Annotated in this window: 20 protein-coding genes; 8 read left to right on the top strand and 12 right to left on the bottom strand. The window is 59.2% G+C overall.

Annotated features, from left to right (window positions below; translation table 11 throughout):
- Positions 1–15 precede the first annotated feature (15 nt).
- Complete coding sequence (locus ACXYX3_RS06660; protein WP_458610851.1) at positions 16–1344, top strand: UDP-glucose dehydrogenase family protein; 1329 nt, start codon at positions 16–18, stop codon at positions 1342–1344.
- 125 nt (positions 1345–1469) lie between these two features.
- Here the strand turns inward: ACXYX3_RS06660 and ACXYX3_RS06655 are convergent, their stop codons facing one another.
- From ACXYX3_RS06655 to ACXYX3_RS06635, 5 genes are all read right to left on the bottom strand, one after another.
- Positions 1470–2477, bottom strand: coding sequence for a methyltransferase domain-containing protein (locus ACXYX3_RS06655; protein WP_458610849.1), 1008 nt, complete (start codon positions 2475–2477; stop codon positions 1470–1472).
- A gap of 87 nt (positions 2478–2564) precedes the next feature.
- Positions 2565–3371: a glycosyltransferase gene (locus ACXYX3_RS06650; protein ID WP_458611997.1), complete on the bottom strand. Its 807-nt coding sequence runs from the start codon at positions 3369–3371 to the stop codon at positions 2565–2567.
- A 556-nt stretch (positions 3372–3927) separates the two neighbouring features.
- Positions 3928–5538 (bottom strand): murein biosynthesis integral membrane protein MurJ, encoded by a 1611-nt coding sequence (gene murJ / locus ACXYX3_RS06645; RefSeq protein ID WP_458610847.1) that lies wholly within the window; start codon positions 5536–5538, stop codon positions 3928–3930.
- Positions 5539–5561: 23 nt separating this feature from the next.
- Positions 5562–6653, bottom strand: a complete 1092-nt coding sequence (locus ACXYX3_RS06640) for a glycosyltransferase (RefSeq protein ID WP_458610845.1) — start codon at positions 6651–6653, stop codon at positions 5562–5564.
- 135 nt (positions 6654–6788) lie between these two features.
- Complete coding sequence (locus tag ACXYX3_RS06635; protein ID WP_458610843.1) at positions 6789–7733, bottom strand: NAD-dependent epimerase/dehydratase family protein; 945 nt, start codon at positions 7731–7733, stop codon at positions 6789–6791.
- A 418-nt stretch (positions 7734–8151) separates the two neighbouring features.
- Between ACXYX3_RS06635 and ACXYX3_RS06630 the strand changes: the two genes are divergently transcribed.
- Both ACXYX3_RS06630 and ACXYX3_RS06625 read left to right on the top strand, forming a co-directional pair.
- Positions 8152–8871, top strand: coding sequence for a class I SAM-dependent methyltransferase (locus ACXYX3_RS06630; protein WP_458610841.1), 720 nt, complete (start codon positions 8152–8154; stop codon positions 8869–8871).
- Positions 8872–9126: 255 nt separating this feature from the next.
- Positions 9127–10320 (top strand): O-antigen ligase family protein, encoded by a 1194-nt coding sequence (locus ACXYX3_RS06625; RefSeq protein WP_458610839.1) that lies wholly within the window; start codon positions 9127–9129, stop codon positions 10318–10320.
- 132 nt (positions 10321–10452) lie between these two features.
- Here the strand turns inward: ACXYX3_RS06625 and ACXYX3_RS06620 are convergent, their stop codons facing one another.
- The 4 genes from ACXYX3_RS06620 to ACXYX3_RS06605 all read right to left on the bottom strand — a co-directional run bounded on the left by ACXYX3_RS06620 (position 10453) and on the right by ACXYX3_RS06605 (position 15537).
- Complete coding sequence (locus tag ACXYX3_RS06620) at positions 10453–10794, bottom strand: hypothetical protein (protein ID WP_458610837.1); 342 nt, start codon at positions 10792–10794, stop codon at positions 10453–10455.
- Between the two features lie 662 nt (positions 10795–11456).
- Complete coding sequence (locus ACXYX3_RS06615; RefSeq protein WP_458610835.1) at positions 11457–12926, bottom strand: tyrosine-protein kinase domain-containing protein; 1470 nt, start codon at positions 12924–12926, stop codon at positions 11457–11459.
- A 277-nt stretch (positions 12927–13203) separates the two neighbouring features.
- Positions 13204–14946 (bottom strand): DUF4012 domain-containing protein, encoded by a 1743-nt coding sequence (locus ACXYX3_RS06610; protein ID WP_458611996.1) that lies wholly within the window; start codon positions 14944–14946, stop codon positions 13204–13206.
- Positions 14947–15117: 171 nt separating this feature from the next.
- A complete protein-coding gene (locus ACXYX3_RS06605; RefSeq protein WP_458610834.1) occupies positions 15118–15537 on the bottom strand; it encodes a hypothetical protein in 420 nt (139 codons plus the stop codon).
- A gap of 423 nt (positions 15538–15960) precedes the next feature.
- Here ACXYX3_RS06605 and ACXYX3_RS06600 point away from each other — a divergent pair, with 423 nt between their 5' ends.
- From ACXYX3_RS06600 to ACXYX3_RS06590, 3 genes are read left to right on the top strand one after another with little or no spacing between them, the layout of a single operon-like run.
- Positions 15961–17586: an acyl-CoA carboxylase subunit beta gene (locus ACXYX3_RS06600; RefSeq protein ID WP_458610832.1), complete on the top strand. Its 1626-nt coding sequence runs from the start codon at positions 15961–15963 to the stop codon at positions 17584–17586.
- A 32-nt stretch (positions 17587–17618) separates the two neighbouring features.
- Positions 17619–17900, top strand: coding sequence for an acyl-CoA carboxylase subunit epsilon (locus ACXYX3_RS06595; protein ID WP_458610830.1), 282 nt, complete (start codon positions 17619–17621; stop codon positions 17898–17900).
- Complete coding sequence (locus ACXYX3_RS06590) at positions 17897–18532, top strand: Maf family protein (RefSeq protein ID WP_458611995.1); 636 nt, start codon at positions 17897–17899, stop codon at positions 18530–18532. The genes ACXYX3_RS06595 and ACXYX3_RS06590 overlap by 4 nt, the downstream gene beginning before the upstream one ends.
- Here ACXYX3_RS06590 and ACXYX3_RS06585 read toward each other — a convergent pair.
- The gene (locus tag ACXYX3_RS06585) at positions 18529–18852 is read right to left on the bottom strand and encodes a hypothetical protein (RefSeq protein WP_458610829.1); all 324 of its coding nucleotides are present in this window, start codon (positions 18850–18852) and stop codon (positions 18529–18531) included. The two genes, ACXYX3_RS06590 and ACXYX3_RS06585, sit on opposite strands and share 4 nt — an antisense overlap.
- Before the next feature lie 323 nt (positions 18853–19175).
- Between ACXYX3_RS06585 and ACXYX3_RS06580 the strand changes: the two genes are divergently transcribed.
- On the top strand, positions 19176–19616 hold the full coding sequence (locus ACXYX3_RS06580) for an acyltransferase family protein (RefSeq protein ID WP_458610827.1): 441 nt from the start codon (positions 19176–19178) through the stop codon (positions 19614–19616).
- Positions 19511–20386 (top strand): acyltransferase family protein, encoded by an 876-nt coding sequence (locus tag ACXYX3_RS06575; protein ID WP_458611994.1) that lies wholly within the window; start codon positions 19511–19513, stop codon positions 20384–20386. The genes ACXYX3_RS06580 and ACXYX3_RS06575 overlap by 106 nt, the downstream gene beginning before the upstream one ends.
- Here the strand turns inward: ACXYX3_RS06575 and ACXYX3_RS06570 are convergent.
- Positions 20374–21489, bottom strand: coding sequence for a glycosyltransferase family 4 protein (locus ACXYX3_RS06570; protein ID WP_458610825.1), 1116 nt, complete (start codon positions 21487–21489; stop codon positions 20374–20376). The two genes, ACXYX3_RS06575 and ACXYX3_RS06570, sit on opposite strands and share 13 nt — an antisense overlap.
- A complete protein-coding gene (locus ACXYX3_RS06565) occupies positions 21486–22439 on the bottom strand; it encodes an NAD-dependent epimerase/dehydratase family protein (RefSeq protein WP_458610823.1) in 954 nt (317 codons plus the stop codon). The genes ACXYX3_RS06570 and ACXYX3_RS06565 overlap by 4 nt, the downstream gene beginning before the upstream one ends.

Here is a 22439-nt window from a genome sequence, read left to right as displayed (position 1 = left end):
GGGAGGATGACGGATATGAGCCAACGCATCGCAGTCTTCGGTACGGGTTACCTGGGAGCAACGCATGCCGCCTGCATGGCTGAATTAGGTCATGAAGTACTGGGTGTTGACGTCGATGAAGCAAAGCTCGCGAAGCTCGCGAGCGGCGAACTACCATTCTACGAGCCTGGCCTGCCTGAAGTTTTAAGACGGAATCTTGATGCCGGGAGGCTGCGTTTCACAAGTTCGTACGAGGAAGCTGCCGAATTCGCCGACTGCCATTTCGTAGCAGTCGGCACTCCTCAGAAACACGGTGAGCTTGCTGCAGACCTCACGCACGTGCACTCTGTCATAGAATCTCTTGCACCACTTCTTCAGCGGCCGGCAGCAATCTTCGGCAAGTCGACCGTGCCCGCCGGTACAGCATCGCGGTTAGGTCAAATGGTCCGCGAGCTCGCTCCTGCCGCGGACGCTGTAGAACTCGCGTGGAATCCCGAGTTCCTACGAGAAGGCTTTGCCGTCAAAGACACCCTCCATCCAGATCGAATCGTCCTTGGGGTCAATTCCAACGGACAAGGCAATGCCGAACGTATTGCCCGTGAGGTGTACGCAGCTCTTCTCGCCGAGCAAATCCCGATGATCGTCACCGACTTGGCGACCGCCGAATTAGTAAAGACATCGGCCAATGCCTTTCTTGCAACGAAGATCTCATTCATAAATGCGATCGCAGAAGTCTGTGAAGCAACTGGTGCCGATGTGTCGGTGTTGGCAGATGCTATCGGGCACGATGCAAGGATCGGAAGGCGCTTTCTTAATGCGGGAATAGGGTTTGGCGGTGGGTGCCTACCGAAGGATATCCGGGCATTTATTGCAATGGCCGGCGAGCTCGGCGCTGGTCAAGCGTTTGCGCTGCTCCGGGAGGTCGACAGCATTAATATGCGACGACGCAACAAGATGGTCGAACTGGCCAGGCTCGCCGCTGGAGGGTCTTTTATAGGCGCACGCGTTGCAGTTCTTGGCGCCGCGTTCAAACCCGAGTCCGACGACGTGCGTGACTCACCCGCGTTAAACATCGCCGGGCAGATCCAACTTCAAGGCGCTGCAGTAAGTGTCTATGATCCCGAAGCTATGCAAAACGCAAGGCAATTGTTCCCTACGTTGCAGTACGCCCCGGATGTTCGTGCAGCCTGCGCAGGAGCCGATGTCGTGATGATACTGACCGAATGGAACCAATTCGTCTCGCTCGATCCGACGCGGCTAGCCAAAGAAGTGCGGCAGCGCACAGTGATAGACGGTAGGAACTGTCTGAACCCCCAGATGTGGCGCCAGGCCGGCTGGATATATCGGGGAATTGGCAAACCCTAAGATCGGCTGCACGCTCCACGTTCCACGAAACTTGCCGATACTAACAGAAATCAACATTTGCCTCAGGAAGGATCGTTTGCGCTCGAGGAGATGCAGCTGATAGCTAAGTTAAGCGGCAAGTATACTTAGCCTTTCCGCACCCCGATAGCGCCGCGATAACCTTCGATCAGAAGTCGGTCGGAGAGAATGGTTCCGCTCTTTCGGCCCAAAAAATAGAACCCGGAAGCTGAATCATACGCGGCAGGCCTGTTAGAAAGTAGTGGGTCGAAATACGGCAATCCGACGGTAACCAGCCGAGCGGCGAACTTCAAAATGCCACGAAGTGCAGGAGATGTGGTGAAACTGTAAAGGAAGTATCGGAAAGACCAAGCGAGTGCCATGCCAGGCCCGCACCCGATACCGCTATCAATCTCCGTAAACCGCCTGAATAAACGCCGATGACCCAAATGGGTGAAGCGCGTGAAATCGTAAGCGCCCATATGAACTTGCTGCATAAACGGAGTCTCAGCGTAAATAAGTCCGTCTGACTTTAGTACGCGGAACATCTCCTCAACGCACCGATACGGATCTGCGACGTGCTCCAGGACAGCTTGTGCAACCACGGCATCGAAGCTCTCGGACTCGAACGGGATGTCATGCGCATCGCAAATTAATGCAGTGGATGGCCCAAATGCGACATCAGTTTCGATAAGCTCGATTGCGTCCGAATCAACCAGGCTTTCCATGCCTTCGCCCATTTGCGGGCCACTGCCAACGACTAATACCTGCGGCACATCTCCGTGTCGGCCATCAACCAACAGCTGTACCAACTTCTTATAATTGTCCCTTCCGCGAAGATTGCGGGTTCCGGAGGGAATCGCGTTGCTGATCTTCCGAGCCAATAATCGCCCTCGTCGGGGCGCCAAGGGCTCGTCCAACGAGGCTCTAGGAGCCGCCACAAAATCGTCAATCTGAAAAACGCTATTACTGTCATTGATCAGAACCGGCCGACCGCGGACGATCGGATATTCTTTAGAGCATTGGCGACTTTGGCAATGGGCGCTTTCCGAAGTAAGCTCCAAGGCGCCTGCGCATACCGGACAACGCAATTTAGTCTTCATCGAACGGCTAAGTTTCTCCCGATCGTCACTCATTTAACCCCCTAAAATCTTCCACTCAAGCACCAGCTCCAGCGTAGCCATTGACAGTGCGGACGCAGTCGCGGACATCCCAGGCACGAGTTAAGAGTCCGCGTACATCCTTGAGATGACTTCCGGGGCGCTCAGATGAGCGACACTGTTCCTTGCGCTTGACCGCGAGAGGTGTAGGGCATCCTTCAGCCTCTCTGCGATTTGCGCGGGTTCTCTAGACGTCACATAGCCATTCTCACCATTCACGATCAGACTTCCAGTATCTGAGCCGTCAGTAACCACTGCCGGCAATCCTGAAGCGAGAGCCTCTACCAGAACGCGGGGATATCCTTCGTAGCCCGGGTGAGATGTCATCAATAGCAACCCCGCCTGCGACATAAGCTGCGCGACGTCACCCGGCGGCGTTCGCCCATGTACCCGCACGCGTTCTCGAATCTCGGGCGGCGAAGAATTCAAGATCTCATCTACTTTGTCCTTCAAAGTTCCCGTGCCCACTAACTGAAGGCGCCACGGCATGCCAGGGGCCGACTCTGAAAGCGAACGAAACGCAGCGAGCGCCAGAAGCGGGTCCTTGGGAATCTCGAGGCGACCGACCCAAATCACGGTGTGAGGATCTCGCATGCCGCTTTCGTCAGCAACGAACAAGTCCGGGTCGAACCATGTAGGCGATGCCCTCGCCCGCGGGTTCCAATGCCGGACGACGTCCGCGTACTGCTCGTTGAATACAACCACTTGCGATGCGCTCCGTACCACGCGACGTTCGAGCCGTCGGTGCAGGGTAGGCGCGAAGCGCCAGAACGAATCCGAAGTCGCTCCAGCGAGCCCATTCTCCTGCGTATGTATAAAGTACGCTATGCGTCGTCCAATTAGCTTGCTCAGAACTAAGGTCGTGTCCATACGGTGGGCTTGAAACCAGTCCGCTTCGGGGATCCGTCTACGGAAACGAACTGCGGCAAAGACTAAGCGGAGCGAGTGCGGCAATCGTCGTTTTCGATGCCCGCCCGGATCAAGTCTCAGGACTGGCATGAACCAGAATTTCCCACCCCCCCAGTCGTATTCTTCCCACCGCCCGAGCTTCCGCCCTGGCACATCACCACCCGCGTCTAGTCCGACAAAGGCAATACGGGCTCCAGGCGGCAAATACCGGGCAATACCGCGCAGGCATGTCTGAATTCCTCCGGGGGCGGTGCGCGCAGGATCAAAACGATGGACGATGACCCGATCAATATGATCAGGTATTGCGTCAGCCCCCGCACGTGAATAGCCAGCGGTGCTCAACTGTCCTCCTCTACAGATGTCGCCATTCTTGTTGGACAACCTGAGCCTCCATCCTTCCTGACTTCGAAGCCGTGCACCACCGTGCGCGTGCAACTCTCTCGCTTAGATATTTGTCAGGCTGTATCCGGGCTGCCGTTTCCGTCATCTACATTCATCCACTCGACGCGCGACCGTCTTACGTCCGCAGCCACTGCACCAGTTTCCTCAGCGAAGCTGGACTGCGTGCAGTTATCGGGTAATAGACCGCAAAGAAGCTTGCTATACCGGCGACAAGCACCAAGCTCTGAATCCACCAAAGTGTTGGCAACTTCGCATCGACGAATAGAATTACTCCGCCGACCGTCAACCCCGCAGCCAGCCCTCCAGCTAACGCTATCGAGTATCCACGGACGACTTCCGAAGAGATTCTGAACTTGAGCTGGACATCAAGACTTCGCAATTTCAGAGGCAGGTCGATTGCGTAGGACAAGCTGAATGCAGCAGCAATTCCGAGCAGTACTTCATGCGAAGGCAAAAATACGCTCGCCAAAAATGAGCCCGCGATTCGAATCGACCCGATTATTGCAGCGCTTCGAAGAGGGGTTCGGGCATTATGGACAGCGTAGAAAGGGCGGACCAGGACATCATGCAGTGCGTACGGGAGCAGGCCAATTGCTAAAACTGCTAAAACTATTCCAATATAATGGGCTGCTGCGTAATTTGTTTCGCCACGAGTGAAGAGCACCCCGGTTCCGAGCGGACCCAAGCAGATAAAGAGAGACATCACTGGGATTAATAAAGCGCCAATAGCAAGGAGAGCTTCGTTCAGCTCTGCTGCCGCGGTCCGCTCGTCGTGCTGCGAATAGTGCCGGGATAACCGCTGGAGAAGAATATTAGCCAAACTTGCGGCTGCGACACCTGATGCTACCGAAAGCAATGTTTGGGCATAGAAGAACGCGGTGTAACCACGGCCGTCGAATCCGGCCAATTTGGCGTCCGAGCCCGCCTGGGTAGACAGCGCCGCCGCAGTGAGGTTAGCGAGTTGAAAGCAAACAGCCGCCCCCAGCGTCAGGACACCAGCGAGGGCCGTTGTGCGTAAACCCAAGCCCCGAATTCGAAACCGAAAAAATAATCTGAAGCCTGCCCGACGCAGTATGGTGATCAAGATAAATGCTTGCAACGCGGATCCCAGGAGCGTCGAGCCCCCTAAAGCAATGAGCTCCCAACTGCCAACAGATCCGGGAGAGTTGGCTTCTATCGAGCCAGCCACCACAATCGGAAGGCAAGTGAGAATAATTGTTAGGCTGTTGGCGGTTGGCGCCCAGGCCACCGCACTAAACCGACCCCTAGCATTCATTAGCTGAGCTACTACCGCATAAAGCGCATAGAAAAAGACTTGGGGCATACACCAGAGTGACAGCCTAAGCCCCAGTGACGATTGCGCTGCATCCCATGAAGATCCGCCCATCAATTTGATTATCAATGGGCTTGCAGCCACAAGAGCCACTGTTATCACAAGAGCAAAAGCGGCACCGACGAAGATCAGGAAACTGCCGTACTCATCTCCACGCTGCTGGGAAATGCCGGAATTGCGCATCAGGTGTGGCACGAAGACAAAGGCAATAGTTCCTCCGCCAAGAAGGAGGAAAATCTGATTTGGTACTTGGTTCGCAATGTTGTACGAATCAGCAACAAGCCCCGTACCGATAGCAGCGGCAAGTGCGAGATTCCGGCAAAATCCTAGTATGGTGGAGAATAGCGTGCCGGTAGATGCCATGAGAGACATGCGGCCGACACTGCTTTTCACGACGCGTTCCTCCCGGGTGGACTTCAAGATGCTGCTACGCGAATCATCTGATCCCGGAGAATGCCCCCGCTCGACTCCGACGAGAATCGTTCGAGCCACATGCGCACGTCCCCTACTGATTGGCCCAAAGTTCGTAGAACCGCGTTCGCGTATTCTTCGGTCGAGTCGCCGGCAATCAATTCCCCCGTTATGCCGGGGATGATCGCGTCGGCTGCTCCCCTGCAGCGCGATGAAACCACGCTTCTAAAGCCGGCCGCTGCCGCTTCGACAAGCACGTTGCCGAAACCCTCCACAACAGACGTCATCAACACGACTGCACCCTCTGGGCAGTCATCGAACCAATTGGCGACCCACCCATGCATCTGTACGTCAATTCCGACTTCGTTGGCTCGCTTCAGAATCGCTTCGTGAAGAGGCCCGACCCCGAAATAGTGGACCCGCACTGCGCGCTCGGCTACGTGCGACAAGACGACTGCGACGTCGAGAGCGACTAGAGGCCGCTTCTGTGGGACTAGCCTGCCTGGCAGTACGATATTTATCGGCTGACCGTCGTCGTGTAAAGCAGCAGATGGCCGTGAGACGCGGTCGCGCAACTTGGCGAAGGCGGGATTCGGCACAACAGTTACCTTTTCAGGAGAGAGGCCATACTCAGCGATCGCCTCTGCGCTCACCGCGTGAGACACGGCAACAAACAAATCAGCGTATTTGTAGGTACGTCGAGCGAGCCATTGTTTAGCGGCGAATGACCCTCCGCCGAATGCCTTTCGAAGCCCATGCGCGACAAGGGTGTGACAACTGATGATGACCCTAGGACGCCCGCTGCCAAGACTGCGTGCTGCCGCGATGCTGATCAGGTTGGAGTAGGGCATCAACGCAACCACAGCGTCGAAATCCTCAATCCTTAGGTAAGCGGCCAAGTCACGCGCTTGCGCTATGGCGCCCTTGTGCGGCGCTTCAACCAACTTCACCCCTGGTGGGGCGATGTCGTCCGGTATGGGGTGAGTTAAATACACCGTCACGCTGTCGCCACATTGCGCCAAATGAAGCGCCCACTGAGCGGCTACAAATTCCGCACCCCCGCCCGAGAGGCAGCTGACCGTAATCAGAACTTTCATAAGCGTTCTTTCTCAATTTGAGAGTGAAGGTAGAGCTTAGGCGGCAACACTTCTTCCTTATATTGCGCCATTACATGCGGCGTTCCGATGAATTGACGGATTAGCTAGCGGCCTCAGCCTCGGGCAGCGGAGTATCTACCCGAACCAGGACGCTGCCCACTCGTATTGTTTGGCGAGACCCTCACGGAGAGGCGTCACGGGCTGCCAGCCTACGGCGCGGTTAATGGCGTCCGTGCTGCCACCCGTTCTGTACACGTCGCCCTTGACACCTGCCTGTCTTGTCACGGTAAGCGGATATCCGTGGAGTTCCTCTAGAATTGCAATTACCTCGTTCACTGTAGTGGAACCGCCTCCCGCCACATTGAAGACAGCTCCGGGAACAACGGGCTTAAAAGCGACCAGCATGTTGGCGTCAACAACATCGTCTACGTACGTAAAATCTCGAATCTGCGTGCCCGTGCCAAAGATTGTGATCGGTTCATTACGAACTGCGGCTCTGGCAAATCGTGTGAACGCCATGTCCGTCCGCTGCCGCGGACCATATACGGTGAAGTAGCGGAGCGAAACTGTCGACAGTCCGAAGTTCGCCGCATATAGATTTACAAGGTGTTCGCCTGCCAATTTCGTGACACCATAAGGACTTAAAGGAGCGGGCCGAGTAGCCTCGACCGTGGGATAAACCTCTGCATTGCCGTACACCGACGATGAGGAGGCGTACACGAAACGAATACGCGTGTCCGCTCTGGTGCTAGCTTCCAACAACTTCTGGGTGGCGAGCACGTTAGCACTCACATAGATATCGAATTCAGCCCCCCAAGAGCTGCGAACTCCCGGCTGGCCCGCCTGATGGATCACCACGGCGACGCCCTGCAACAGGGCGTCGAGATCGGCGCTGACGATATCTTGCTCTATGAACTCGAACCGTTCTGACGTGAGACGCGTGAGGTTGGACCGCTTCATTGCCGGCTCGTAGTAGTCGGTCAGTGAGTCGATGCCAACAACCTCGTGGCCCTCATCCAACAGTCGACGAGCAACATTGCTTCCAATGAACCCGGCTACCCCCGTCACCAGTACCTTCATGGCCCCTCCCTCACGATCGGTCGACTGGGCGGCACGAGGAGCCTCACCTCCGTGTGGACGTCCAAGCGATATCAGATCGGGTTCACTAAACCCCCGGAAAAGGTTACTTCACCCGGCGAACTTATGGTGGTTGCTACACGTCCAGTTCCCAATTCCACGACCCGCGTCGCGGCCACCACCGCGTTTCATCGCCGCGCGACCAAGGCACGATGAACAGACCGGACCTATCCACTGACTGGGCAGCCCGCAACCGCCGCTTCGTCCGGATCATGACAAGGACTACCCAAGTCATGTTTTAGTCGACATCTCAGCAACCTGTTTCCTTCTCACATAAACGAACGCAGGACGCCCATGCTTGCCAGGGCGTAGTCCTAGGTGAAATCATCACCCAGCAAGCAATACACGCGGAGGGGACATCTTGGAAAAATTCGACGAACGGGCTGCTGAGTACGCGCTCTACCAACGTACTAAGTTGCTTCCCGACCGCCGCAATGGAAAAATTCTTAATTTCGCGGAAAAGCTGCACCTAAGACAGTCGTATGGCAGCTTTGTTCGAACGCACGCATCACGTAACTCGAAGGAGATTTTGCGGAGTTACGACGACGAGATGCTGGCCGAGTATGAACGCCGCGCCAAATTCATTCCTGATCATGGAAATTCGATATTGGACATTGGCTGCGGCTTAGCGAGCATTGACTATCACATCTATAATCGCATGCGCGGCGACGGTCCAATGATTTATTTGCTCGACCGAACAAGCACCGAGCAGCAGGTCTGGTATCGGTATGAGGCAAGGGGCGCGTTTTACAATTCGCTTGAGCTCGCCAAAACGAACCTCATGCTTAAAGGCGTGCCTGAGAACCGAGTTATTTGCATTGACGCGCCAGAAGACGGACATCTCAATCTAGACAGTGGTTCCCTCGACTTCGTAATATCCACAATTTCGTGGGGCTTCCACTATCCGATAGCCTTATATTTAGAAAGCGTGTGGCGAGTAATGTCGGCAGGTGGTGTGCTGCTCGTAGATGTCAGAAAAGGCACTAACGGCTACGAAACGTTGAAGCAAAAGTTTGGCACGGCCGCCGAGATAGTCGACGAAGCGGAGAAACACTTTGTCGTAAGATGCGTCAAGCTTTGATAGCGCCCAGTCTTTTGTAGATTGAGCTTCAGAGTGAACGCTAATCATGCCCCGAGCCGCTCGGATTCACCGGCCGCTCCTGGTATTGTTCTGCTGGCAACTTCCGCTGCCGTTGCTGCGGCAGGGCTATTAACACCATCGTTTGCGATGGTGGCAGTCGGAGCCCTTATCGGCCTTACTGGGATTTTTCTCCTTCCTGAGCATTTAGTACCCGCGATAGCGTTATGGGCCCTCGTTCTTATTCCAGTAGGCTACATGGATGTGACACGAGCGATTGGCCGATACTTCTCCCCGGCCGTGCTCATCATCGCTGTCTGGATAATCCGGCTTGCACTTCGCCAGCGCACATCAGGCTCGGCAGCGATGTCGGTTCGCGGTATGCTACTCGTTACACCTCTGTCCGTGCTAATGCTGACGTCTACGTTCTTAAGTGACGAACGCCTCCTGATTCCCTTTGCATGGATGGCTGTGTTTACAGTCTGCATCGCAGCTCCAGCGCTCTTAGGTCAAATGTGTCTGATCGATATTTGGCCTACGATCCGGAAAACCTTTGCCGGTATTAGTATTTTTCTTGGCGCACTATCGCTGACGGATTTCTTCTTTGGGTTGAACCCATGGACGCAGTTGTTTCGTTACGAGGTGGCTGATAACTCTTGGTCTGTGTTCCGCACGGCCACTAGCCTTGGGCACCCCCTCACTACCGCGACGGTCGCGAGCGTTGGCCTAGCGGTTTGCGTGTTTGGCCCTGGAACGGGCCGTCATTGGCCATACCTGATAGGTGCGGGCGGCGCAGTCATCGCACTTTTACTCACTGTTTCAAGAGCCAGCGTCCTCGCCGTCGGCAGCGCTGCGCTGGTCGGCATTTTCTCCTCGCGTTACGCGGGTAGGGGATTTGGTGCAATCAGACGCGGCCGCTTGGCCTCGGCGTTCGTCGCAGCCCTTTTTGTACTAGCACTGGCGTGGTCGCCACTGCTCGCTGCACGCAACCAGTCGGCCGACGGTCTCGACTCTTCCGCTTACCGTTCTGCAGCCTTTCACACCGCACTGACGCTGTTCTCGGAGCGACCGCTATTCGGTTACGGTCCCGGCACCTCCCCGTGGGCTTATGCTCATCTATCAAGCGGCGCACTCGAAAACTCCGCTCTTCAATTGCTGATCTCGCTCGGATTTCCCGCGCTGGGGCTCCTCGTGACGGGGTTAGGACTGATTGGCTATCTAGCGATGCGGCGCGCGCGCGCCGGCGTCGCTGCAGGCCTCGCGGCCTTTATCGTTGCCGTAAGCGGGTTCAACGCTATAGATTCGAATACAGCGCTTCTCGCGCTGATTGCCCCGCTAATTGTCTGTGCCGTCGCGCCGGCAGTTGACAACAATGTCCGTCGCAATGAGTGTCCACAGTCAGTCGGACCTGGTGAGGGGAGTCAGCAAACCTTTCATGTGCGTGTCGAATAGCTTCTGCTCGGCGCTATTGCTGGTTTCAGCGGGCACCGAATGTGTTGAAAGAAGCACAGTGCTGAGCGTCAACCTAAAATTCAGGCAGTCACTGAGCGGAAAATTCATATGTAAAGTGACGACGAGTAATGTTCAGTCAGGAACGATTGCTAGCGTCGCGCCCTGTTCTGCCGCCCACACCACGTCGGCAGAGAATAGTAGGCCGGAGTGGCCGGCCTCGGGATCGGCGAAAAGTTCCCAGAATGCTCGATTCCCCACGAGGCCAATCGTTCCGACCCTGCCACTCCGTTGACCGTCAGGCACCCGAACAGTCACTGCGTTATCGGCGACATCCATTTCGAATCGATAGTCGCGATTCAGTTTCAAGGGTGGATTGAATGTGCCGCTAACAATATCTCGTGCGACGCCTCCGTTCTGCCGAGTAGTTACTTGCCACTGGTTGGGTGTAGCCGCAAATAGGATGTTGTCACTCACTAGCCGATCGTTAGCGGTAATTCCCATCTGGATCATGGTTGCGGCGCCGCTGCCGCTCCAGCCGCCTTCGACGCCAACTCGCCGAACGGGTTCGCGGAACGTACGAGCAGCGTAGACCGTGCTGTTACCCGCGTACGTATATCGACCTCCACTTATGAATCCGTCGGTTGCTGGCGGCAGAACTGAGCGGCCCGCGACGAACCCACGCATATCCCAACCGTCGCCCAACCCCAGCAGACTGTCAGGTCGATTGAAATCGTCAACGAATGACGCGCCTGGAGGCAACGGGGCCGGCGCACTTTCGGGCGGAGGGGGTGGCGTGTAACGGGATACGTATGGTGGCGGCGTGTGAGCGCACCCCGCAATTAATGCCGTGAAGAGTGGCACGGCGGCGACTCGTATACCTCGCATGCCTACAAATCCTATCCGTGTACGCTTCCAATAACCTCGCGCGGCTTACCCGCTGATATTTCCATGTCGAGACTCAAGCACGACGTACGGCTTCAAGCGCTACGTGCAGGACTCGGCCGAAAAGTTTGTTGGAAGCTGCGCCTCGCTATTGCAGCCAGCCGACATATCAGACGCGCGTAACAGCGGTAACCTCCACCAGACTCGGCTGGGGCCACTGCGGCGAAAAGCAAATATCCAGCGGGCAGACGACGCTATGCCTTTCGTCCGGGCGCGCGATGAGCAGCATCTTCAGCACGCATGCCGGAATTGGCTTTCTTCTCCGCGTCGGGCGAAGCCTTAGACTTGCCGGTCCTCCGGTGATCGTTGTCGAGCCCGTAGTAGGTGTAGTTATAGCTGTAAACAGAGTTTCCGCGGGTGGGCATCAGCGTAAACACCGCACCGCGCAGTGGCGCGCCGACACTCTCCAGACTCCCGACGGCATGGGCCAGTTGTTCCCGTTTCGTGTTCCCAAATCGAGTCATGATTAGGACGGCGTCGGCCCCAGCCGCAAGGATTGCGGCGTCTGTGACCGCGAGCAGGGGTGTTGAATCAACGACAACATAGTCGAAGTGCGCGCGCAATTCGGCGAGCAAGTTTCTGGCGGACTGCGAGCCAAGCAATTCACTGGGGTTCGGGGGAATCGCACCCGAAGTAAGGACCGTTAGGCCCGGGAAGCGCGTCTTTTGAAGCGCCTCGTCGAGTGACGCCTGACCGCTCAAGACTGTGCTGAACCCTACCGGCCCAACTAGGTCGAGATATTTCGACAGAGTGGGCCGTCTCATGTCACCGTCGACGAGCACTACGTTGTGGTCCGATTCGGCCAAAGCGAGCGCAAGGTTAATCGCGGTTGTCGATTTACCTTCGCTGGGCATCGAACTAGTCAGGACTATTACCCGGGGAGGATTATCAACTGATAAAAACTGCAAGTTTGTTCGAAGCTTGCGGAAGGCCTCTGCAATTGCTGAGTTATCATTTTCAAATGATATAGCCGGATTATCACGCCGTTCTTTGTCCAGCGGAATGTTTCCTACAACGCCCACCTTTGTAATCTCTTCTACGGACTCCCGACTCTTCAGCGTGTTGTCCAACGTGTCCCTAATAACTGCGGCGCCTAGACCGAAGAGCAGGCCCAAACCGAACCCGGCCGCAATGTTGCGAGATACTTTTGGAACCACGGGATCTTGCGGGATCGAGGCACGCTGTTCCACCACTACTCGTGCATCTGGCGTGGCGCCAGCGTCAGGGGGTGTTTCCAACTCGCGTACTAATGCAACGAATTCATCCGACAGCGTATTCGCTATATCGCGCGCACGAACAGGCGATTCATCGAGCACGCTCACGTCTATCAAAACAGTTTGGGGTTTCACATTCGCTTTGATATTCGTTTGCAACTCTCCGGCAGTCATCGCGAGCCCCAGCTTATCGATGGTGCGCTGGGCCAGGGTCTCACCAGTAAGCAACTGCGCGTACGAAACTACCCGCTCTTGCGAAAGTCTGTTGCCGTTGTAGATGTCGGATAACGAAGAGCCAGATGAAGTAGATACAAAAAGGCGAGTCGAAGCCTGATACAGAGGAGTCGTGAGCGCCGATAAGGCCACACCTCCAAGAATACCGACCACCGTCAAAATCGCTATGGTGGCCCATCTACTGCGTAGCAGTTTCAAGAAGCTTTGCAAATCCAAGGCTAATCCTCCACTGCTGATCGCTCTGAATGAAATACACTTTGCCACAACAAAATCAACTTACAAGCTGACAACTGTGACGATAACTGCCGCGTTGGTATTGGCAGCATTTTACGACGAAGGCGCGCAGGCTCAGTTGCTTGAGAATGTAAGGCTACTAGCGAATATGCGCGGATGCGTAAATGAGCATCTCGCATCCGAGGCGTGCCGACAGTTTGGCCATCTGCATGGAGAGAGGGACAGGCTACTTGCCCGCACGGTGCTATAAGTGAATCGGTCAGCCTCTGCACACGGGCACCTTCACTTCCGGCGCAACCGTCTCCACCATTGGCTGACTTGGCACCCGCGGCATCCCCGGCGTAATTGGCTCCGAAAGCTGAAAGCTAACGTCCGCGGGTTGCCCGGGCGGAATTATTACCTGGACCTCGAATACCGGATGGCCCCGTTCCGTACCAATGATCGCAGGTACCCGTTCTCCATTCAGAATTGCAGCCGACAATTTCGCGCCCTTTGTCGCGAATAGTCGAACCGAGGTAATGTTGGTCCCCCGTGGTACCTGGATTTGCACGTTGGGCGAGAGTCCCGCTATCGACGCAACATAATCCGGCAAGGGCTCGTCTGGGACAGTGTTAGTCAGCTTGACGGTAACCGTCGACGCTCTGGTGTCGCCTTTGCATGCGTCAGCGGCGTATTCGATCTGCGATCGCAGATAGTAGTCGAGCTTGTTGCCACCGAGGTTATTAATCACCACGGCGGCGAACGGAGCGGCGTCGTCAGGGATGGTGTGGGCAAGCGGGGTCTCTTCCAGCAGCTTCTGCTCTTCCGGCACGGAGCTCCAGATGGCGATGCGCCGTTCACCCACAGCCTTCCCCAATGCATCCAGCAACTGCCGAGGCGATTTGACCGGACCCGTGATCTTGGTGACGACCGCATTCGCGATATCCTGTAGATACTGCTTTCGCGCGAGTTGGTCTTCTGGAAATCTCTGGTAGGCAGTGGATTCCGTTAGTTCGACCACGTTGTCTTTCGACACGCTCTGACCGTCCGCCAAGGTGATCGGCCCGACCGCGCCGAGTATGTAGCTCAAGGCAACCGGGTCGATAGCAATCACGCCATCGACGGTGGTGCCGGTCTCCACAGCCCACATCGACTGCCAAATTTGAGCGGCATATGGGAAATGCGGGCTCAAATTGCTATTGCGAAAGTCGGTGAACGCGTTGGCGTAGCCATACATCTTGTCGTATTCGGGCCCGAGATCGACCGGCGCGATGGCGTCGTCGAGGTCATTGTTCGACGCTAGCGTGTCGACGGTCGGTGTGCCTTTATCGAATCGAATGATCCCGAATCCACCGAGGAGGCCGCCCGTCCCCCGAGCCTCGGCATTAGTTTGAAACCCCATGAAGTATGTCCTCGGGCCATCGGCCCCCATCATTGATGGCACCAATCTGGCCGCCAGGGCGGTGTTTTCCAAAACCGACGTGAGATCGGCGATCTGATTCTGGAGCTGCGAGCGCGCGTCGCTGATGAGCGATACGTAGCGCGGATCGGTGATGGCACCGGCGGCATTATTTAACCGGGTCGCATCTGCCGCCAACCTGCTCAGCTGAGGCTCTTGGCTGCGGAGCAATTCCACATTGACCCGACCGTCTTTGTACAACTGATCAGGCGAGATCGTCACCCCGACATCAGTCGCCGGCTGGAGGACGTCTGCAGCGAGACCGAGCACGACGTCGGTGATCTGCTGCCCTGCCTTGAATGGACTGCCTACCCACGGCAGTGCCGAAACAATGTTCCATGCAACAGAATGCGTGGCGTCACGTGCCGCTTGCGCGCTGGACCGAGCATCACTGGCAGAGGCAGCGGCTGCCTTTGTATCTGCTTCCAGCAGCTGATCTTTGGCTGCAATAGCGCTTGCACGGGCCGAGTCGAGATGCGACCTCGCTTGAAATGCTCCGATGGTCACCCAACAGCCGAGCGCCACAACTATTAGAGCAACGAATACCCCGCTCCAAAGAATCACACGGCGACGCGGTCGGCCGTCACTTCCCTCGGAGCTTTCGTCAGCTTCTGCAGAATTATCGGCATGCCGTCCGGAAAAGAAGCGCACTCAGACTGTCCTGTGAATGACCAAGGCCTGCACGTCTTGCGACGGGCAGGCCTCAGTGCGATTGATGATCGGCAAGTCGGGCTATCAGCAGCTGCCGCTGGTCGTCGTCCCGTACGGTCCGACACCCACGGAATTGCCACCCAAGCACACATCGAAGGAGATGCCGTTGGTGACGGCCTCGTTCGCGCGCAGCTGTGCGGCCCGAGAGGCGGCGAGCTGTCCAAAGAACGTGTCCGGGTGGGCCGCGGCATAGGTTTCAAGGCGAGTGGCCCGACGATCCTGCGAAGCAGCGCTCTGCTTCAAGAAGACCGAGTACAGCTGCAGCGAGGCCGCCGTCACGATGTACACCGGCCCCTTGGGCTGCAGCGGTAGGTCGGCGAAGCTCGGCGCGGCCGGAAGCTGAATCTGCGGAGCCGCATTCGCGGCAACCGGAACGAACGCTGCGCCCGCCGCGACCGCAGCCGCGGCGACAGTCACCTGGAATTTAGTAGCAATGGTGGTCATGTCCCCCCACTTTCTCGAGTCCCCATCTCAGAACAAGTTGCTGGAAGCATCGCAGACGAGGGGGGTGCTGTCAAACAATTCGGCAATGTTTCGTTGACTTTCTCTGCAACCACCTAAATACGTCGTAACCAGCGCGTCGCTGTACTGCGGCTATGCCACGCATACGTCGCGCTCCGGCCGTCTTTGCGCCAGGGCGGCAGTCCTCTCATCGCAGCCATCAAATGTTTGCTGGCAGTGTTGCAGCTGAGCATTTCGCGTGGTCCAGACTGTGATCATGATTCAGCGGTCAATGGCTATCAGCGGCTCTTTCCGCATGAAAGGAGTTTGCATTCGCAGGCGTGGCCTCCAATCCGCGATCTTCTTAAGGGACTACTAAGACCCCCGCGCAACGTACAACGGCAGCCCCCACTAGCATCGAGAACCATGACGAGCGTGACTGAGCCCTCCGCCGAGCACGAGATCGATATCCACACCACCGCCGGGAAGCTGGCCGATCTCCGTAAGCGCGCGGAGGAGGCTCTGCATCCGGTCGGCGAGGAGGCCGTCGAGAGGGTTCATGCCAAAGGCAAGCTCACCGCTCGCGAGCGCATTCTCGCCCTGCTCGACGAGGACTCGTTCGTCGAGCTCGACGCGCTCGCCAAGCACCGCAGCAAGAACTTCGGCCTCGACAAGAACCGCCCCACCGGCGACGGCGTGGTCACGGGGTACGGCACCATCGACGGGCGCGATGTCTGCATCTTCAGCCAGGACGCCACCGTCTTCGGCGGCAGCCTCGGCGAGGTCTACGGCGAGAAGATCGTCAAGGTGCAGGAACTCGCCATCAAGACCGGCCGCCCGCTCATCGGTATCAACGACGGTGCCGGAGCCCGCATTCAAGAAGGCGTCGTCTCCCTCGGCCTCTACAGCCGGATCTTCCACAACAACATCAAGGCCTCGGGCGTCATCCCGCAGATCTCGTTGATCATGGGGGCGGCTGCCGGCGGCCACGTCTACTCCCCCGCCCTCACCGACTTCGTCGTCATGGTCGACCAGACCAGCCAGATGTTCATCACCGGTCCCGACGTCATCAAGACCGTCACCGGCGAAGACGTCACCATGGAGGAGCTCGGCGGCGCCCACACCCACATGGCGAAGTCCGGCACCGTGCACTACGTCGCCTCCGGCGAGCAGGACGCCCTGGACTACGTACGCGACCTGCTCTCGTACCTGCCGCCCAACAACTACGCCGAGCCGCCGCGCTACCCGGCTCCGCACCCCGGTCCCATCGAGGAGAGCCTTACCGAGGAGGACCTCGAGCTCGACACGCTGATTCCGGATTCGCCGAACCAGCCATACGACATGCACGAAGTCATCACCCGCATCCTCGACGACGACGAATTCCTGGAAATTCAAGCGGGTTACGCGCAGAACATCATCGTCGGCTTCGGCCGCATCGACGGACGGCCCGTCGGCATCGTGGCCAACCAGCCGACCCAGTTCGCCGGCTGCCTCGACATCAACGCCTCGGAGAAGGCCGCCCGATTCGTGCGAACCTGCGACTGCTTCAACATCCCGATCGTGATGCTCGTCGACGTCCCCGGCTTCCTACCCGGCACCGACCAGGAGTACAACGGCATCATCCGCCGCGGCGCCAAGCTGCTCTACGCCTACGGGGAAGCCACCGTCGCCAAGGTCACCGTCATCACCCGCAAGGCCTACGGCGGCGCGTACTGCGTCATGGGCTCCAAAGACATGGGTTGCGACGTGAACGTCGCCTGGCCGACCGCGCAGATCGCGGTGATGGGCGCTTCAGGTGCCGTCGGTTTCGTCTACCGCAAGGAACTCAAGGACGCCGCCAAGAACGGCGAAGACGTCGACGCGCTGCGCCTGGAACTGCAGCAGCAATACGAGGACACCCTTGTCAATCCCTACATCGCCGCCGAGCGGGGTTACGTCGACGCCGTCATCCCGCCGTCGCACACCCGCGGATACATCGGCACAGCGCTGCGGCTGTTGGAGCGCAAAATCACCCAAACGCCGCCAAAGAAGCACGGCAACATCCCGCTGTAGATCAACCCACCTGCACGACAAGGAGTTCAGCTGTGGACCACATTGCCGACATCGTCGAGGTGTCCGATCCGCGGGACATGACCATCGACAACCCACCCCAGCCCGACACGCACCTTCAGATCGTGAAGGGCTCTCCGAGCCCCGAGGAACTCGCCGCGCTGGTGACCGTGCTCGCCGGAGCCGTCGGCGCGGGGCACGTGGAACCCGGTCCGCAGGAACTCAACCCGTGGGGTCATCCGGTCGACAAGCTGCGTTACGACGTGACCAGCTGGCAGCGAGTCACGCTGCTGGAGCGGATGCACATGCGGCACTGATGACGCGCGTTGTCCTCGGTTCCGGCTCAAGCGGTCGGTTACGGGTTCTGCGCCAGGCCGGCATCGAGCCTCTCGTCGTTGTCTCAGATGTGGACGAAGACGCGCTCACCGCATCGCTTGATCCCGAGACACCGCCCGAAGCTGTAGTGCTCAAACTGGCCAACGCCAAAGCGCTCAGCGTCGCTGCGCAGCTGCCGTCAAATGTCGCGGCAAACTGCGTTGTCATAGGTTGTGATTCGATGCTGTACCTCAACGGATCGCTGCGCGGCAAGCCTGGCAGCGACGACGCGGCGCGCGATGAGTGGTCTGAGATGGCCGGTTCGATTGGCCACCTGTTGACCGGGCATGCGCTATTGCGTCTCGTTGACGGCGTCATCACGAACACCCAGGGCGAAACTGGCAGCACAACAGTTCATTTCGGACAGCCATCGACCGACGAGCTTTCCGCCTACCTCGAGACGGGTGAGCCTGTGCACGTCGCGGGAGCGTTCACACTCGACGGATACGGCGGCTTTTTCGTCGAGCGGATCGAGGGCGACCCCTCGAACGTCATTGGCATCAGCTTGCCGTTGGTCCGCCGAATGCTCGACGCGATCGGCTTGACAGCCGCTGATTTTTGGCAGCGCGTTTAGCACTTCTCGTTAAGTCGGCGGAGTGCGAAGATCACGCGCTTCGTCTTCTGCGAAATCTCACCACCACGCCGCGGGGAGGTCGCGCACACCGCCCAGTTGGAGTAGTTATAGACAACCTGATTGACGTTCGGCTGGAAGCGGAGGTCGAGCTCAACGTCGCCGGTCACGCTACGCACGTCCTTGATCGCCGATTCCAGAACTTCGCCCCGCACATCGGGCATCGTCCACTTATCTGCAGCCGCAGCCGGCCCGGCCAGCCCGGTCATCGCGACAACCACGGCAGCCGTGGTCGCTCCCGCCGCAATGATGCTCTTGCGCATCGTCCACCCCTTTGGTCTCGTCGAAAGCCCCTAGAACATTAGCCCATCGAACGCGGCGACGGTGGGCATCGCCTGTGTCGCGGTCGTTTTCACAGGTCGGCACAGTCCCGGCGATTTGCCGCGAACGTTGCTGACACTGCGTTGACTCGCGTCAATGTGCATTGCCGTTTGCGATGTATCGCGGTTGCAGCGATCATTAGCCTCGACCGTCAATAGTGCGCCGGGGGGCAATCATGGTTACTGCGCTGGACCGTTACCGAGAATCGTCGCTGCGTCGGCGTCGCCGTGCAGAGCGAGCAAACTTTCGTCTAGACATTCAAGGTTTGCGCGCACTGGCTATCGTCGCAGTGCTCGCCGCTCACCTCGTCGACTGGCCCCGCGGTGGCACTGTCGGCATTGACGTCTTTTTCGTCATCTCCGGGTTCTTCGTCACCGACATCCTGCTGCGGAGCGCCGAACCCACCGGATCGGTGTCCCTGGGCCACTTCTGGCTCGACCGAGCACGCCGCATCCTGCCCGCCGCGATCATCGTTGTTCTCGCCACCTATCTCGCCTCGATGGAGCTGTTGCCCAGTCGCACCCAGCAGTCGGGAGTCGACGCGCTGTTCTCGCTCGCGTTCCTCGCCAACTGGCACTTCGATTCTCAGGGTGCCGACGCATCGACTGCCGCAGACGCCGCATCGCCGCATCGCCGCTGCAGCATTACTGGCCACTCGCCATCGAGGAGCAGTTCTACCTCGTCTGGCCGCTGCTCATCCTTGTGATCACCGCCGTCGTCGCGCGCCGCGCGTGGAGTCGCGAGCGCTGGCTCGGCATCATCGCCGCCGCCACCGGCCTCATCACCGCCGCCTCACTTGCCTGGGCCACCTACGAGACCGCCGCGGCGCCGCACAGGGCATTCTTCAACACGTTCGCTCGCGTCTGGGAACTCGGTGCCGGCGCCCTGCTCGCCACCGCCGTCGGCACCCTCGCCCTCACCCCGATGTGGGTGAAGCCGGTCCTCTCGTGGCTCGGTGTCGCGCTCATCGTCGCCGCCATATTCATCGTCGATCCCGAGGCCGGTGGCTTCCCCGTGCCGTGGGCTCTGCTGCCCGCTGCCGGCACCGTCCTCGTCATCGCGGCCGGCGTCGGCTCCGAGCCGCTGTTCCAGCCGCTGCTGCGCAACCGCGCCGCGACCTACGTCGGGGACCTCTCCTACGCGCTCTACCTCGTGCACTGGCCGGTCATCGTGCTGCTCTCCGCCGCGATGGAAACCAGCCTCTACTTCTACGTCGGCGCCCTGTCGCTGTCGTTCGGGCTGGCTATCGCACTACATCACTTCGTCGAAGAACCTCTCCGACAGGCGAGTTGGATCGCCGTCCGGCAGGCCCGCCAGGACATGAAGCACGGGCTGTATCACGTCGAACGGCGTACCAAAGTTGCCGCGGTCGCCGCGTTGGTGCTCATTACGCTGTCAGTCATCAGCTTCGCCGCCCGCCCCGACCGCTTCGAACCTGCCCAGCACGCCCTACCGTGCTGCGGTCACGTCGGCTGAGCCAGCGCGTCAGCCACGGCCTCGGCCGCCGGCTTCAGCGACAGACCCGTCTGTCGCGCCATCACGTGCGCCCAGCCGCGCTCCGCCAGCCTCTCGCGAGCCTCACCGTCGCGGCATAAAAAGCGCAGCAGCGCCGCCAGCCCGGGCCGGTCGCGCGGGTCGAAGTAATCGGCACCGTCGCCGCACGTCTCCCGAAGGGCGGGAATGTCGGCCGCGATCACCGCTGTTCGCGAGGCCATGGCCTCGATCGGCGGCAGTCCCGCCCCCTCGTGCAGCGAGGGCATCACCAGCAGGTCGGCACTAGCCACCAGCGCGCGCAGCACGTCGAAGTCCAACCGCCCCATCACCTCGACCCGATCGCCCAGCGCCGCCGCCAGGGCCGGCACCCGCTCGTCGCCCCCGCGCAACGCCTCACCGCTGCCCGCGATCACCAGCCGGTGCGGAATGTCGTCGACCACATCACCGAACGCCGACAACAACAGCGGCAAGTTCTTGTGCCACTTGGCGTTCCCGACGTACAGAAGATACGGCTCAGCCACCGGCGACAGCGCCGGATCCACCGGCGCGAACCACTGCTCATCGACCGGGATCGGCGTCGCCGTCACCCGCGCCCCGGGTGCGATCGCCGTGAATGTCGACGACGTCGCCTCCGACGGCGTCAGCACCAGCGTCGCGAATCGTCCGTCGAGCATGAACATTGCCCGCGCATACGCCCGGCGCGCCGCGCTCTGACCGCTGATCTCCCGTTCCCGCACGTGCATGGTGTCGTGCACAGTCACGAACAGCCGCATCCCACGATGCCGCAGCGCCGCGAACGGAAACGGGTAGTGCGGTGTCCAGAAGCCACGCGGCCGCACGTCGTCGAGCGCGCGGGCCCACACCCGCTGCTCCCCCACCGTGTACATCGCGGCCGGCGCCGCCGTGACGATGCGCGCGCACCGCACCTCCGGAACCGCATGCTCGTTCACCAAGACCGCCAACGAGAGCCCGCGCTCGGCGCACGTCTCCTCCAGACTCGGCAACAACGTCGTGATGTAGGTGCCGATCCCGCTCTGCCGGATGTGCCGTGCGTCGAACAGCAAGTCGACCCGGCGGTCGGTCAAGTCAACCGGCCTTCCAACTGCGGCAGCAGGTCAGGGTTGGCCCACATCCGCTTCAGGGTCTCGTCGAGCTCCCACTTCGGCGACCAGCCGAACAGCTCCTCGATCCGCGAGATGTCCGCACCCAGATAGGGCCGGTCCACCGCGCGCATCCGGCTCGGGTCCTGGCGCACCTCGAAGTTCAGGCCCAGCACTGAGCGCATCCTGTCGACGATGTCGTCCACCGAATACTGCTGTCCGCTGCCGAGATTGACGATCTCCACGCCACCGGGGCCTGGTGTGGCGCCTAGGGCGGCCGCCGCGAAGCCACCCGCGGCGTCCTGCACGTCGATGTAGTCCCGCTTGGGCCAGGTGTTGCCGAGGCTGATCGCGTCGGGATTGTCGCGCAACTGCACGACAATCGCCGGCAGCAGGTGCGGATTCGTCTCACCGGGGCCGATCACGTTGAACAGCCGCACGATCACGCCCGCGATGTCGCGGTTCGCCGCGAACATGTGCACGTAGTCCTCGCCCTGATCCTTGGTGATGCCGTAGATGTCGACCGGCTTCACCACCGACTCGAGTTCCCGGTGCGGCTCCTCGTCCGGCTCGTACACCGCGCCGCTGCTGGCGAACACGAACCGCGTTCCCGGGGCGAGGGCGGAGAGCACGTTCACCATGCCGGTCACATTGGTGGCGACCGCGTTGGCCGGATCGGCGTCGCACTCCGGGATGTAGTGGATGGCCGCCAGATGGACGACGACGTCGGGAGCGAAACGCTCCACCACGGCCGCGGTCGCGGCTGCGTCGCGGATGTCGACCCGCTCGAACGCGAATCCGTCGAGCTCACCGGACAACCAGTCCGGTGTGCCGTACCGCAACAGGTCGGCGACGAGCACCTCGTTGCCGTCCGTGAGCGTCCGCACCAGCTCCTTGCCGACGAATCCGGCTCCGCCGGTGACCATGACCCGCAT

Source organism: Mycobacterium sp. Panama NTM2, from assembly GCF_054355555.1.
Note: the sequence above shows the minus strand (reverse complement) of the source record. Positions and strands in the feature narration are given on the sequence as shown.